Genomic DNA, 14,118 nt, shown 5'->3' on the forward strand with positions numbered 1-14,118 from the left:
GGGTGGGGGCGGGTGTGGGGGTGGGGGCGGGGGTGTGCGTGGGGCTGGGCGTGGGTCTGTGCACATGTCCGTGGGTGGGCCTGTGGGTGCGTCTGGGCGCCGGTCTGGGTGCGGGTCTGCGTGCGCACCACGTCACCGTCCACGGCCCGCCGCCGGCAGGCGCGTACGTCGCGGTCGTCGTTGACGGTCACCAGACAGTCGAAGCAGACGCCGATACCGCAGAACACCCCGCGCGCGGCGCCCGACGGGCCGGTGCGCCAGGCCGTCCAGCCGGAGGCGAGCAGCACACCGGCCAGCGTCTGACCCTCGATACCGTCGGCCGGTTCGCCGTCGACGGTGATCCGCAGCGGCCGGTCCAGACGTCCGGTGGAGTCGCTCTCGGCGGGTACGAGTCTCGGGCTCATGCCCCCTCCTGCTCCTGCTGCCGGTCCTGCTTGTGCTGCGGGGCCGGCTTCTGCTGTCGGGCTGGTTTCTGCGGTACGCGGGGCTGCGGTCCCCGCTTTCTGCGGTCCTGCTTGTGCCGGCGGGGCGCGGTTGCGGGTTCGAGGACGGCTGGTCGGTCCACCCGGAACGCGTGGGCGTCGATCTCGGTCGGCTCGCCCAGTACGAGGTTCCGCAGCAGCCGTCCGGTGCCCACCGACAGCCCGATCCCGGCCCCTTCGTGACCGCTCGCGTGCCACAGTCCGGCCAGCCTGGGATCGGCGCCGATGACCGGCAGATGGTCGGGCACGTACGGCCGGAACCCGCCGTACGCCCGCATCACCGGCACCCCGGCCAGCGAAGGGAAGAGCCGCAGGGCCTTGGCGGCGACGGCCGACAGCACCTCGGGCCGCAGCCGGTCGTCGAAGCCGACCCGGCGCCGCGAGGAGCCGATCAGTACGCTGCCCGCCTGCGTGGACTCGACCACGGCGGAGGTCTGCAACTCCTCCTCGCTGCTGCCGACGGCGCCCACGTAGGCGGCGTCGTACACCTTGTGGAAGACGGTCGGGGGGAGCGGCGTGGTCACCAGGACGTCGCCGCGCCGTGGTTCGACGGCGACGGGTGCGCCGAGCCTGGCGGCGAGCGCACCCGACCAGGGACCGGCCGCGTTGACGAACAGGTCGGCCTCCACCAGCCCGCCGGACGTGCGCACACCGGTCAGCCGACCGTCGCGGCCTACCCCGGCCAGCACTTCTTCGCCGGTCCGTAGCGTGGCTCCTGCCGCGAGGGTGTCGGTGAGCAGCGCTGCTGCCGCGCCCGCGGGCTGGACCTGGGCGTCCTGCGGATAGTGGACGGCTGCCGTATGGGCGTGGGTGACGAAGGGTTCGGCTGTACGGAGCGCGTCCGTGGTCAGCGCGTCGGACCGTACCTCGGCGCCGCGTTGCGCGGCGGCGAACTCGGTGAGCCCGTGTGCTTCCGCCTCGGTGGTGGCGACGACGATGCCGCCCTTGGTGTCCCATTCGGCGGCTTCGACGGCCCGCCGCCCGGCCGGGGAGCGTTCGGCGATCACGGCCAGCGCCTCGGGCCACAGCCTTCGGGAGAGCTGCGCGAGCCGGAGTTCGGGACCCGGTCCCTTGTCGGAGACGAGGATGTTGCCCTCGCCGTGCGAGGTGGTCGCCGCCGCGGCGCCGCCACGGTCGAGAAGCGTCACCTCCAGCCCGGCCAGGGCCAGTTCGCGAGCGCAGGCCGCTCCGATGATGCCGGCGCCGAGCACCACGACTCGGACTCGCGTTCCGTGCACCGAACCTCCTCGTTCGTCAAAGCGAACGATTGGGACGCTATGCGAGCGCTCGAGGTGTGTCAACGGTTTCGCGGCGCACTGGTGGTGGGCTGGTGGTGGGCTGTTGGGGGGTGAGGGGTTGTTGAGGGGGGCGTTGGGGGGGGTGCCGGTGGGGTTGCCGACTGGCTGGCGCCGGTTGGGTTGCCGGGGCGGTGCCGGTGGGGTTGCCGGGGCGGTGCCGGTGGGTTGATGGGCGGTGCCGCGGCCCGGGGTGTGCGCCGGTTCGGGGTGCCCCTACGCGCCGGCCGGTGTGCCTGGTCCGCCGCACAGGGCGCCCTCGCCGGGGAGGGAGTGCGGGGCGTTGTGGTGCAGCCGCTGGTCCGCCCGGTACTGGAGGAGCAGCACCGAGCGCACCGTTCCGTCCAGGGCGGCGTAACTGTGCGGCAGTGTGGCGTCGAAACCGACATAGTCCCCCGCCTCCAGCTCCACCTCGTGCCCGTCCACCGTGACCTGCAGTCGACCGGCCTGCACGATGGTGTGCTCGACACCGACGTGACCCAGTGAGTCCCGTCGCTCACCGGCCCTGACCTGCTGGTCGTACACCTCGAAGACGGCCTGCCCCGCCTCGATCCGCTGGAGCGGACGAAGGTCGATGCCCTGGCCGCTGAGCATCTCGACATCCTTGGCCCGGACCACCCGCAGGCCCGCGGGCTGCTGGGCGTCCAGCAGATCGGAGATCGGCACCTCCAGGACGCGCGAGAGGCTGAAAACCGTCTCGATGGTGGGGTTTCCGGTGCCGGACTCCAACTGGGACAGCGTCGCCTTGCCGATCTTCGACCGTCTGGACAGCTCGGAGATCGACAGCCCCCGCTGGACCCGCGCCCGCTTCAGATTGAGCGCCAGCATTCCCCGGATCGACCCCTCAGGACCGCTCACGGCCCCTCCCTTCTCTCGCGCTTCCCTCGCGACGACCGTTCGCTTTACAGAACGATGTCCTGGCGTGCCTGCTCATTATCCCGAACAAAGGACCGTGACGGTCGGGCTCACCCCACACGCTCAGCTCTCATCTCTCCACGAGGGTGATCTCCGTGGCCTTGACGCTGGTGAACACCTCCGCACCGTCCACCAGCCCGAGCTCCGCAGCCGCCTCCGTAGTGATCTCGGCAACAAGGTCCGGGCCGGGCGGGCCGGGCGCGCCGGGCGCGCTGTCCGGGCTGGGAGGGGTGTCCGGGCTGGGAGGGGTGTCCGGGCCGGACCGGCCGCCCGGGGCGGAAGGGCTGTCCGGGCCGGGCAGGGTGTCCGGGCTGGGAGCGGTGTCCGAGTCGGGTGTGCGGTGCGGGTCGTGTGAGCTGTGTGAGCCGTGGGGGCCTCCAACGCCGGGTGTCGATGTGACGAGCACCCGCAGCCTGCTGCCGACCGCCGTGATCTCCCGTACCGTCCCCGGCCACACATTTCGCGGGCTGCCGTGCGGGCGGTCGCGGTGCAGGGCGACCGCCTCCGGAGCTATGACCGCCAGCGCTGCGGTCCCCTCCGCCACCGGGTCGGCGACCACCAGACTGCCTCCGTCGTCGAGCTTCAGCGTGCCGTCCCCCGCGGCCGTTCCCGCCAGTGCGTTACGTCCGAGCATCCGTGCCACCCACGGCGAGCGCGGATGCCGGGTGACCTCGGCGGGCGGAGCGTCCTGAAGGGCCCGGCCGTCCTCCAGCACCAGCACGCGGTCAGCCAGCGAGACCGCCTCCACCGGGTCATGTGTGACCAGCAGACAGACGCCGCCGAAGCCTGCGAGATGGCCGCGCAGCGTGTGCCGTACATGCGCGCGTGTCGTCTGGTCGAGCGCGGCCAGTGGCTCGTCGAGCAACAGCAGCCGGGGCCGCGCCGCCAGCGCACGGGCCAGCGCCACCCGCCCCGCCTGTCCGCCGGAGAGCTGCCCCGGCCTGCGGTGCGCCAGGTGTCCGACACCCAGCCGCACCAGCCACTCCTGGGCCTGGCGGCGCGCCTCGGTACGCCGTACGCCCTGTGCGCGCAGCCCGTACGCCGTGTTCGACAGTGCGCTCAGATGCGGGAAGAGCGCACCGTCCTGCGGGACCCATGCGACACCGCGCCGGTGCGGGGGCAGCGCGCCTACCTCCAAGTCACCCAGCGACAGTTCGGCCCGGGCACGCGGCGTGAGACCGAGGAGCGCGCGCAACAGCGTCGTCTTGCCCGCACCGTTGGCACCGACGACAGCCACCGTGGTGCCGGGCGCGGCATCCAGCGTCAGCTCTGTGAAACCGGTGACGCGGGCGTGCAGCGGCCAGCTTCCACGGGGGCCGGTGCCGTCGACGGGATTCCCGGCAGGGCTGAGGGCAATCCCGGAGGTGGCGGTGTCCCCTTCGGTGGGGGCGCGGCTGGAGGCGGCCGGGTCGGGGACGGTGGCCTCGTGCGGCGAGGCGGTCACGCCAGGAGTTGGGCCGGGAGCCGGGATGACGCCCCCGCGGGTGCTCCCGGCGCCCGTCCACCGGCCGCGCAGCCCGACCAGCACCGCCATGGCTATGACGAGCAGCAGCAGTGAGACGGACGTCGCCGCCTCCGGCTGTTCCTGGAGCAGCAGGTACACCTGGAGCGGCAGCGTCTGCGTCGTCCCCGGCAGATTCCCCGCGAACGTGATCGTCGCCCCGAACTCGCCCAGCGCACGCGCCCATGTGAGCGCCGCCCCCGCCGCCAGCCCCGGAGCGACCAGCGGCAGCGTCACCGTGCAGAACACCCGCAGCGGCCCGGCACCCAGCGAGGCCGCCGTCTCCTCGTAGGCGGGCCGCAGCCCGGCCAGCGCGCCCTCCAGGCTGATCACCAGGAACGGCATCGCCACGAACGTCGCCGCGACCACCGCACCCGAGGTGTGGAACGGCAGGACGATGCCGAACGTGTCCTCCAGCCACGGCCCCAGCAGCCCGCGCCGCCCGAAGCCCAGCAGCAGAGCCACGCCTCCCACGGTCGGCGGCAGCACCATCGGCAGCAGCACCAGCGAGCGCACCACCGACTTGCCGGGGAAGCTGACCCGCGCCAGCAGCCAGGCCAGCGGAACGCCCAGCACCAGGGAGAGCCCGAGCGCGCCGAACGACACCAGCAGCGAGAGCTTCAGCGCTTCGGTGACGGCCTCACTTCCCAGATGCGAGCCCAACTCCCCCCATTCCGTTCGCGCCAGAATGCCCAGCAGCGGCACCAGCAGAAACGCGATCGCGAGCAGCGCGGGCAGCGCCAGCGCGAACGGCGTACGCGGCCGGGTACGGGGCCTCATACGACGCGTGCCGGACCTCGCGGGGCCTGTACCGGTCCCCGCGGGGCGGGTGCTGAGCTTCGCCGGGGGGATCATGGGCGCTGGAAACCGGCCTTCCGCAGCAACTTCTGCGCCTTGGGTGTGCTCAGCCACTTCACGAACGACGCGGCCTCCTTCTGGTGTTTGGACTGCTTAAGGGATGCGGCCGGGTAGGAAGCAATGGCGTTCTGGCGGTCAGGGATGTCAACGGCGTCGACCTTCTTGGGCGCCGTGGCCGCGTCCGTCCTGTAGACGAGACCCGCGTCCGCCTCGCCCAACTCCACCTTGCTGAGCACAGCTCGTACGTTCGGCTCCTGCGAAACGGGCTTGACCTTCAGCTTCTGCGCGTCCAGCACCTGCTTGCCGTAGCGCCCGACGGGCACCTCCGACGCGGCCAGCACCACCTTGAGCTTGCTGTCCGCCAGGTCCTTGAGCCCCTTCACCCGCTTCGGATTGCCCTCGCCAGTGGCGATCACGAGCCGGTTCTTGGCGAAGACGGCCGGCTTGCCCGTCTCGCCCTTGAGGCCGTCCATGGTCCTGGTGTCGGCGGTGGCCAGCACATCCGCGGGCACACCCTGCTTGACCTGCGCCGCCAGCGCCTGCGACCCCGCGAAGGAGAACTTCACCTTCGTGCCGGGGTGCTCCCTCTCGTACGCCTTGCCCGCCGCCTGGAACACATCGGTGAGGGATGCGGCTCCGAGCACCGTCAGCTCGGTCTTCCCGGCCTTATCCCCGCCGCCCTTACCGCCTCCGTCGCCGCTGCCCTCATCACCACTTCCGCACGCGGCGAGGGGGACGAGAACGGCAACGGCGGCGAGCGCAGCAGCCGCCCTCCGAGGCGTCAGAGTTCTCATGGCCATGGGGAAACTCCTGGTGAGGCGAGGCGGCACAAGACAAGGGGAGGGCCCGACGGAGCCCGCGGTGGGTCCAATCGGCCTGGGAGGCCCGACGGGCCCGTGCAGGTCCGACGAAGCCCGCGAAGGGTGCGACGGCGATGATGAATGTCGGGGACGGTGGACGGTCGGGCCGGACCTCACGGACGGTCGATATGGACATTGGTCGACTTCACCCGGGCCGTGGCCTGCATACCGACCCTCAGCCCCAGCTCCTCCACGGCCTCCCGAGTCAGCAGGGAGACCAGCCGGTGCGGGCCCGCCTGGATCTCGACCTGCGCCGCCACGTCCCCCAACTTGACGGCTGTGACAATGCCGGGGAACGCATTGCGGGCCGACGTGTAGGGGTTCTCCTCGTCCTCGCCGGTGTGCTGGGCGAGCTCGACGGAGAAGGCTGCCAGGTCACGCCCCTCGATCAGCCGGCGACCGCTCTCATCACGGTGCGTAGCGACCCGGCCCGCGTCGGCCCAACGTCTGGCCGTGTCCGGACTGACGCCGAGCAACCGCGCGGCCTGCCCGATGGTGTACGACTGCATGTGCGTCAACGTATGAGGTCCCCCCTCGCATCTGCAACGTTTATCGCCCCTCTCTATAGCATTTGCCAGCCCCTCCTGGAGGAATTGCCAACCACGCCTCTCCCTAGAGCGGCCGTGCGAGCGTGACCCCGCCACCGGCGCTGCGCTGCCGGAGCGCCCACCCCACGGCCTAGACTCGGCCCACAGCTCCTGGGCGCAGGCGTCGAGTGGAGAGGGCACCGAGGTGAGCGAGCGCAGCGACCCCCCAGGGGACATGCCCCCGGTCGCCCACGTCGCGCACAACGCCAGGGTGTGGAACTACTGGCTTGGCGGCAAGGACTACTACGACGTGGACCAGCAGGTCGGCGACCACGTCACCAGCATGTTTCCCAGCATCCGCGAGGTGGCCCGCGCGGACCGCACCTTCCTCGGCCGCGCCGTGGGGTTTCTCGCGGGCGAGGCCGACATCCGGCAGTTCCTCGACATCGGCACCGGGCTGCCCACCGTTGAGAACACCCACCAGGTGGCCCAGCGCATTGCGCCCACCTCGCGGATCGTCTACGTCGACAACGACCCCACCGTTCTCACCCACTCCCGCGCCCTCCTCGCGGGCTCCCTGGAGGGAGAGACCGACTACATCGACGCAGACGCCCACCAGCCGCAAGCCATCCTCGATGCCGCCACGGACACCCTGGACTTCGCCGAGCCGGTCGCCGTCATACTGCTGGGCATCCTCAACTTCATCGCCGACACCGACGAGGCAACAGCCATCGTGGAGACCCTGATGGCGGCCGTCCCCTCCGGCAGCTACCTGGCGCTCACCCACCCCACCCTGGAACTGGGCGGGGCCAGCAACGTCGAGGCCATGCGCTTCTGGAACGAGAACGCCACGCCCCCCATCACCGCCCGCACCGGCGCCGAGGTCGCCCGTTTCTTCCAGGGGCTGGTCCTGCTGGAGCCCGGCATCGTCTCGTGCGCCCGCTGGCGGCCCGGCTATGTGGCCGGACACGAGAAGACCGTTGCTCAGTTCGGCGCCGTCGCCCGCAAGCCTTGACCCCTCTCCTGGGTGCCCTCCTCCTACGTGCCCTCCCCTCGCAGATATGTCAGCACGGCGACCACACGGCGGTTGACGTCCGGATCGTCAGCCGGGAGCTCGAGCTTGAGCAGGATCCCCGCGATGTGCTTGGCGACGGCCGCTTCCGTCACCACCAGGCGGCGCGCGATGGCCGCGTTGGAGTGTCCTTCCGCCATCAGCGCCAGCACTTCGCGCTCCCGGGGAGTGAGCCGTTCCAGCGGCCCGCGCCGACGGGCGAGGAGCTGGCGCACCACCTCCGGATCCACGACCGTGATCCCGTCGGCGACGCGGCCGACCGCGTCCATGAACTCCTTGACATCTCCCACCCGTTCCTTGAGCAGGTACCCCATACCCGCACCCTGCTCGCCGTTCTCCAGCAACTCCTCGGCGAAGGTCTGCTCGACGTACTGGCTCAGCACCAGCACGGCCAGTTCCGGCTGCTCCGCCTGGAGGGCGCGCGCCGCCCGCAGTCCCTCGTCGGTGAAGTCTGGCGGCATTCGCACATCCGCCACGACCAGCTGCGGTCGGTGCTCCCGTACCGCCGCGAGCAGGGCCTCGCCGTCACCCACCGCTGCCGACACCTCGTGACCGAAGCGCTGGAGCAACTGGACCATCCCCTCGCGCAGCAGCACTCCGTCCTCAGCGATCACGATTCGGAGAGGACGCTCGGCCTGCATGGGATCTCCGCTCTCACCCGCGTGGGTCCGCCCCGCGGACTGGACAGGAACATTCGGCCGTCGGCCGCGGCCACCCGGTCGGCCAGACCGGTCAGGCCCGAGCCGACCTCCGTGTCGGCACCGCCCACTCCGTCGTCCGTCACCTCCAAGTGCAGCACTCCCTCCTTGACGCGCGTCCTCACCCAGCAGCGTGCTGCCCTGCTGTGCTTCGCCGCGTTTGCCAGCGCCTCGGACGTCACGAAGAACGCTGTGGTCTCCGCGGCGGCCGGCAGACGGCCCGGCAGCTCGATATCCAGGTCGACAGGTATTGGCGAGCGGCCCGCTATGTCCCGTACCGCCGCATGCAGGCCCCGCTCGCTGAGGACCTGCGGGTGGACGTTGCGGATCAGCTCTCGCAACTCGGCCAGAGCCTCCTTGGCCAGTGCATGCGCCTCACCGACCTCCTTGGCCGCGACGCTCCCCGCCGGAAGGTCCAATGCGGCCAGCCCTAGCCGCACGTTGAGCGCCACCAGCCGCTGCTGTGCCCCGTCATGCAGGTCGCGTTCGATGCGGCGGCGCTCGGTCTCGAACGCGTCCACCAGCCGGGCCCGGGAGCGGACGACCGCACGCAGCTCGCCGTCCTTGGGCGCCAGCACCGAGCGCGTGACGGCACCGCGGACTCCCGCCCACGCGCCTATCGGATAGGTCGCAACGATCAGCAGCATTGCGCCGGCTATCGGGCCGGTGACCTTCTCCCAGCTCGTCGCCGTCGGCTGGAGCGGCGAGAGCAGCAGCATGCCGGGGATACCGAGCGAGACCAGCGCCACAGCCAGGTCGGCCCACGCCACGGCGAGCACCGACACCGCGCCGTACCCATATGTTCTCCGGTCCATGGGCGGGAGCGGAACGTCGGGCTCCACCAGGCCGAGACGCCACCGCTCCAGCGGGCCGGACAAGGCGGCGCCGAACGCTATGGCCAGCACGGCGCACAGCATTCCCGCCACTCTGCCGAACGGTGCGGCCAGCACGGCCGCGACGGTCAGATACACCGCGGCCGCCAGCGCGCCGCCGGTCAGCAGATAGACCAGCGAGCGCCATGGCCAGGCGGTGAGTGGAAACCGCAATGGCGCACGGCCGAGAGCTTCCAGGACGGTTCGTGAGATCACCAAACGACCGTAGCCGGGCCGCGCGGGCCGGGGCAGTAGTGCCAGGTGTAGTCCTGATACTCGCCCAGGCACTGCTGCGTCCGGGGCATCCTGCGGCGTTCCCTTGAGCCATGACCACGGAACAGACCACGTCGCGGGCCGCCGGCCCGGCGGCTGAACATCTCGCCGCACGAACTGAAGCGCCCGCGCGGGTGGAACTGCGCGAAGTGGAGAAGCGGTACGGAGAAGGGGAACGAGCCGTCACCGCACTTCGGGGCGTGACCCTCAGTTTCGCGAGCGGCACCATGACCGCCGTCATGGGCCCGTCCGGATCCGGCAAGTCCACGTTGCTGCACTGCGCGGCCGGTATAGAACGGCCAACTCGAGGAAGTGTCCTGGTCGACGGGGCCGAGCTGGGCGTCTTGAACGAGAATGCGCTGACGGTGCTGCGCCGCGAACGGATCGGCTTTGTCTTTCAGGCGTTCAACCTCGTCTCCGCGCTGACGGCTGCCCAGAACGTCGAGCTGCCGCTTCGGCTCGCCGGGCGCCGGGCCAGGCCGGGAGAAGTGGCCGCTGCCCTCGAACGGTTCGGGCTCAGGGAGCGTGCCGGGCACCGGCCCAGCGAGCTGTCCGGCGGCCAGCAGCAGCGGGTGGCCTTGGCCCGAGCTGTTATCACGCGCCCGGCTGTGCTCCTGGCCGACGAACCCACAGGCGCACTCGATACACATACCTCGCGCGGGGTCCTTCGCCTGTTGCGTGAACTGGTCGATGCGAACTGCCAGACGATCATCATGGTCACCCACGATCCCGCAGCCGCCGCCTATGCGGACCGCGTGGTGCTGCTTGCCGACGGCAGACCCGTCAGTGAGCTGCGCGGCAGCGAGGGCGCGGAGGCGATCGCAGCACGAATGGCCGCGCTGGAGAAGTCCACAGCAGCAGAAGACGCTACCGCTGACAGCGACTCCCGGCCCACAGCCGAAGGCGAGGGGGCGGTGCAGCCGTGATCAGCTTTTCGACAGTACGGGAACGTTGGCTGGCGTTTCTGGGATCGTTCGTGGCCGTGGCGCTGGGTGTCGCCGTGGTGACAATGAGCGCGCTGATGCTGCTGTCCGGCGGCACCGGAGTGCCCGAACGTCTGGCTGGCGCGCCCGTGTTGGTGCGGGCGCCGACAGGCGAGCAGGTGGGAGGCCAGTTCGCGGAGCCGCCGCCGTGGGCGCCGGAACGTGCGACAGAGCTGGGACGGAAGCTGGCCAGACTCAAGGGGGTGCGCGCGGCCGTCGCCGACCGCTCCTTCTATGCCCAACTGCCGGGTACGGAGCAGGACAAGGGGGAGCGGCAGGGTCACGGCTGGTCCTCGGCAGCCCTCGCCTCGTATGGCTTGCACAACGGGCGGGCACCGGCGAGACCCGACCACATCGCCCTCGACCGCAGCTACGGGCGCAAGCCCGGAGACCGCGTCACTGTACTCACCGCCGACGGCCCCCACCGTTTCACCGTCTCCGGCACGCTGGATGGACCCGGCTACTACGTCACCGACGCGCGTGCGGCAGCGCTCGCAGGCGGCGTTCGGGTCATCGGACTCACCCTTGAGCCCGGCACGTCCGCCGCGGACGTGGTGGATGCTGCCGAGCGGGCTGTAGCAGGCACGGCCGGGGGAGGCGAGGTCCTCGCCGGGAAGGACCGTGACGCCCTGGCGCCGCAGCAGGACGAGATGACCCGGTGGATCGGTGCGCAGGTGCTCACCGCCATGGCCGCGCTCTCGGCCTTCGTGACCGTCTTCATCGTCTCTTCGACGTTCGCGTTCAGTGTTGCGCAGCGGCGCCGCGAGTTCGGGCTGCTGCGGATCATCGGGGCCACCCCGAAGCAGGTGCGCCGCACGGTCTGCGCCGAGGCGATAACCGTAGGGGTGCTCGGAGCCGCCGTGGGGGCGGTGATGGGGTCGGCCGTTGCACCCTCGGTTGCCGGAGTGCTGGTGGACGCAGGTCTGCAGCCGGAGGGCTTCGCGGTGCTCTCCCGCTGGTGGGTACCGTGTGCTGCCCTGGTGCTGGGAAGTGTTGTGGCGCTGGTGGGGGCGTGGTCGGCTGCACGGCGCGCGGCGCGGGTCGCACCGATGGAGGCGATGCGCGAAGCGGCCGTCGACGAGCGCCCCATGACCCGAAGGCGATGGGCGGCCGGACTGGTGGTGACGGTGCTGGGAGCGGCCTGCGCGGTCGGAACGGCCTTCGCCGGCAGCGACACCATGGTGCTGCTCGGGCTGGGAACGGCAGCGGGGCTGGCCGCTGGGCTCGCCCTGCTGATACCTGTGCTGGTACGGCCCGTCGTCGGAGCGCTCACCCGCCCGCTGGCAGGCCGACCGGGGGCCACGTCACTACTCGTGCGGGAGAACATGCGAGCAGCGGTGCGCCGCACCTCTGCCACCGTGGCTCCGGTATTGGCCACCGTGACGTTCGCAGTGCTCATCACCAGCACGGTGCAGACGACGGAGACCGCCGACACCGACCGGCAGGCTGCCACCGTGCGGGCGCGCACCGCACTGGCGCCTGCGGGCACCCCGGGCCTCAGCGACGCGGCGACAGCGACAGCCGGCGTGACCCGCAACGCGATGCTGAGCACCACCGTCTATGGAGGACGCGGGCAGGTGGCGCTCACGGCGACCGGGGTGGGTGGGGGCTTTGCGAAGCTGTACGGCCACCACGCGCCACCGATGGACAGTGTCGTGGTAACCGAGTCTGTGGCTGCCGCGCACGGCTGGCGCCAGGGGCGGAGTGCGATGCTCACCTTCGAGGACGGCCGCAAGGAGCGGCTGCGGGTGGCGGAGGTGCTGGGCGACGGGGAGGTGCCGTATCAACTGGTGCTCCCGCGAGCGGTGGTGCGGGCACACGATCCGTCGGCTCTCGCGGACGTCGCCTACCGAACGGGCGAGGACACATTGCCGCAGCTCGGCGGTGCACTGGGGGCCCGCGAAGTCTCGGTGCAGCGCTATGCCTCTTCGACCGAGGCCGAAGAAGACCGGTTGGTGTGGATATTCACGCTGATGCTGGTGGCAATGACTGCGGGGTACACCGCCATAGCCGTGGCCTCCACCTTGCTGACGGCCACCGCTGACAGGGCCCTGGACCTGCGGATCCTGCGGCTCTCGGGAGCAACGTCCGGGCAGGCGTTGCGGGCGGTCGCGGGGGAGACGGTGTGCGCTGTTGCGTTGGGAGCCGTGCTGGGCATGGTCGTGGTCATACCCGCGCTGCTGGGGATGGTCCATGGGCTGCGGGAGAGCCTGGGCGTCGCGGTGGAGGCGGTGGTCGCCTGGCCGTGGGTGGCGGGTTCCGCAGGTGGCTGCCTGGCGCTGGGTCTGGTGGCGAGCGTCGTTCCGGCATACAGCCTGTTGCGGGGCCCGGTGGGAAGGCCGGGGGCGCGTATGGGATAGCCCGATATGTCGGTGACGAAGCCCGCCCGCTCCACCGGCCTCGCGGGGGCGTTCGCCAGATACGGGGGCCTTCGCCGGATGTTCGTCGGGGTTGGCCTTCCTCGGAGGGGCGCCTTCGTCGGGACGTTTGTGGGGGCAGGCCCCGGTTGGGGCGCCCCCGAGGGGGCCTCCCTGGGGACTCCGTGGGGGCGGGGGTCGGCGTCTTGGCGGAGCAGGTGCCGTTGGCGGGCGGAGGGAGGAATTGGCGAGTATGGGTGCCGCTTGATGAGGGCGGGGTTGATTTCCGGGGCGGGTTAGGTTGGGAGGGTGAGTGAGACGAGCGGGCAGGGGAGCGCGGAGCGGTTGCGGGCCGACTGCGGGAGCTGTGCGGGGCTGTGCTGTGTGGCGCTGCCGTTCACGGCGTCGGCGGACTTCGCCGTCGACAAGCCGGCCGGGAAGCGATGCGCAAACCTGACCGCGGAGAATCGGTGCTCGATCCATGCGCGGCTGCGGGAGAGCGGGTTCACTGGCTGCTCGGTCTTCGACTGCTACGGGGCCGGGCAGCGGGTGACTGCGCGGGAGGGGCTGGCGCCGGGACCGGAGATGTTCGCGGTCTTCCGGGTGACGAGGCAGCTACACGAGTTGCTGTGGTTGCTGACGGAGGCCGAAGCTGCGGGGTACGACGGGGAGGCACGCCTCTTGATCGCGGAGATCGATGCGTTGGTCGAGGGCGATGCCGATGTACTGCGAGGCGTGGAGCTGGACGCGTGGAGGGGGCGCGTGGGGCCGGTGCTGGAGCGGGTGAGCGAGCGGGTACGGAGCGGCCTCGGCGGGCGTGATCTGCGGCGGGCCGATCTGATGGGGGCCCGGCTGGGCGGCGAGCGGCTGCGCGGGGCCACGCTGCGGGGAGCGCTGCTGATCGCCGCTGACCTGCGTGGTGCGGATCTGCGTCAGGTGGACTTCCTCGGGGCGGACCTGCGTGACGCCGATCTGCGGGGTGCCGATCTGACAGGGGCGCTCTTTCTGACCCAGCCGCAATTGAACGCCGCCCGTGGTGATGCGACCACCACTGTGCCCGACACGCTGACCCGCCCCGCTCACTGGCTGCCCGGCACTCCCCCCCGGCAGCATGAGGCCCCGCGGCAGGTGCGGGGCATGCCGCGTGGGAAGGCCACCGCGGGCGGCGGTGGCGGCGTCGGCGGGAGGAACGGCAATGAGCAGCGCACCGGGCGTGGAGGAAGCGGCAAACGGAACGGAGGAGCGGTTCGACGCAACGGCACCGGCCGGCCCGGACGCTCCACCGAGTGAGGAGCACGCGCCGAACGGACCGGCGCTGAAGGAGCCCGCCAAGGACCGGCCGGCCTCCGAAGAGCCTGCCGGGGATGGGTCGGCCTCCGCGGAGCTTGCCGGGGATGGGTCGGCCTCGGAAGAGCTTGCCAGGGA

The 14,118-nt window shown here is 71.3% G+C and carries 12 protein-coding genes; 4 read left to right on the forward strand and 8 right to left on the reverse strand.

Annotated elements, in window-relative coordinates; all coding sequences use genetic code 11:
- From ACTWP9_RS14225 to ACTWP9_RS14250, 6 genes are all read right to left on the reverse strand, one after another.
- The coding region (locus tag ACTWP9_RS14225) for a (2Fe-2S)-binding protein (protein WP_443246478.1) at positions 1–404 on the reverse strand (404 nt) is incomplete at its 3' end.
- Entirely contained in the window at positions 401–1,720 is a 1,320-nt protein-coding gene (locus ACTWP9_RS14230) for an NAD(P)/FAD-dependent oxidoreductase (RefSeq protein WP_443246479.1), read from the reverse strand. The genes ACTWP9_RS14225 and ACTWP9_RS14230, both read right to left, overlap by 4 nt.
- Before the next feature lie 273 nt (positions 1,721–1,993).
- Positions 1,994–2,635, reverse strand: a complete 642-nt coding sequence (locus ACTWP9_RS14235; RefSeq protein ID WP_443246480.1) for a helix-turn-helix domain-containing protein — start codon at positions 2,633–2,635, stop codon at positions 1,994–1,996.
- 127 nt (positions 2,636–2,762) lie between these two features.
- On the reverse strand, positions 2,763–4,973 hold the full coding sequence (locus ACTWP9_RS14240) for an ABC transporter permease (RefSeq protein ID WP_443246481.1): 2,211 nt from the start codon (positions 4,971–4,973) through the stop codon (positions 2,763–2,765).
- Between the two features lie 71 nt (positions 4,974–5,044).
- Positions 5,045–5,845 (reverse strand): molybdate ABC transporter substrate-binding protein, encoded by an 801-nt coding sequence (gene modA, locus ACTWP9_RS14245; protein ID WP_443246723.1) that lies wholly within the window; start codon positions 5,843–5,845, stop codon positions 5,045–5,047.
- Between the two features lie 179 nt (positions 5,846–6,024).
- Entirely contained in the window at positions 6,025–6,420 is a 396-nt protein-coding gene (locus tag ACTWP9_RS14250; protein WP_443246482.1) for a TOBE domain-containing protein, read from the reverse strand.
- A 253-nt stretch (positions 6,421–6,673) separates the two neighbouring features.
- Here ACTWP9_RS14250 and ACTWP9_RS14255 point away from each other — a divergent pair, with 253 nt between their 5' ends.
- Complete coding sequence (locus ACTWP9_RS14255) at positions 6,674–7,453, forward strand: SAM-dependent methyltransferase (RefSeq protein ID WP_443246724.1); 780 nt, start codon at positions 6,674–6,676, stop codon at positions 7,451–7,453.
- 23 nt (positions 7,454–7,476) lie between these two features.
- Here the strand turns inward: ACTWP9_RS14255 and ACTWP9_RS14260 are convergent, their stop codons facing one another.
- Both ACTWP9_RS14260 and ACTWP9_RS14265 read right to left on the reverse strand, forming a co-directional pair.
- Complete coding sequence (locus ACTWP9_RS14260) at positions 7,477–8,151, reverse strand: response regulator (protein ID WP_443246483.1); 675 nt, start codon at positions 8,149–8,151, stop codon at positions 7,477–7,479.
- Positions 8,121–9,296, reverse strand: coding sequence for a sensor histidine kinase (locus tag ACTWP9_RS14265; RefSeq protein ID WP_443246484.1), 1,176 nt, complete (start codon positions 9,294–9,296; stop codon positions 8,121–8,123). The genes ACTWP9_RS14260 and ACTWP9_RS14265 overlap by 31 nt, the downstream gene beginning before the upstream one ends.
- 110 nt (positions 9,297–9,406) lie before the next feature.
- Here ACTWP9_RS14265 and ACTWP9_RS14270 point away from each other — a divergent pair, with 110 nt between their 5' ends.
- The 3 genes from ACTWP9_RS14270 (at position 9,407) to ACTWP9_RS14280 (ending at position 13,983) form a co-directional block, all read left to right on the forward strand.
- Entirely contained in the window at positions 9,407–10,279 is an 873-nt protein-coding gene (locus ACTWP9_RS14270) for an ABC transporter ATP-binding protein (protein ID WP_443246485.1), read from the forward strand.
- Positions 10,276–12,696 (forward strand): ABC transporter permease, encoded by a 2,421-nt coding sequence (locus tag ACTWP9_RS14275; protein ID WP_443246486.1) that lies wholly within the window; start codon positions 10,276–10,278, stop codon positions 12,694–12,696. The genes ACTWP9_RS14270 and ACTWP9_RS14275 overlap by 4 nt, the downstream gene beginning before the upstream one ends.
- A gap of 306 nt (positions 12,697–13,002) precedes the next feature.
- On the forward strand, positions 13,003–13,983 hold the full coding sequence (locus tag ACTWP9_RS14280; RefSeq protein ID WP_443246487.1) for a pentapeptide repeat-containing protein: 981 nt from the start codon (positions 13,003–13,005) through the stop codon (positions 13,981–13,983).
- The last annotated feature ends 135 nt before the right edge of the window (positions 13,984–14,118 follow it).

The organism is Streptomyces sp. 3N207 (assembly GCF_052246355.1).
Taxonomy (GTDB): Bacteria; Actinomycetota; Actinomycetes; order Streptomycetales; family Streptomycetaceae; genus Streptomyces.

Bases quoted from the DNA above. Each gene is read 5' to 3' on its own strand.
- ACTWP9_RS14240 (WP_443246481.1), bottom strand. From the start codon at position 4,973: ATGAGGCCCCGTACCCGGCCGCGTACGCCGTTCGCGCTGGCGCTGCCC.
- modA (WP_443246723.1), bottom strand. From the start codon at position 5,845: ATGAGAACTCTGACGCCTCGGAGGGCGGCTGCTGCGCTCGCCGCCGTT.
- ACTWP9_RS14250 (WP_443246482.1), bottom strand. From the start codon at position 6,420: ATGCAGTCGTACACCATCGGGCAGGCCGCGCGGTTGCTCGGCGTCAGT.
- ACTWP9_RS14255 (WP_443246724.1), top strand. From the start codon at position 6,674: ATGCCCCCGGTCGCCCACGTCGCGCACAACGCCAGGGTGTGGAACTAC.
- ACTWP9_RS14260 (WP_443246483.1), bottom strand. From the start codon at position 8,151: ATGCAGGCCGAGCGTCCTCTCCGAATCGTGATCGCTGAGGACGGAGTG.
- ACTWP9_RS14270 (WP_443246485.1), top strand. From the start codon at position 9,407: ATGACCACGGAACAGACCACGTCGCGGGCCGCCGGCCCGGCGGCTGAA.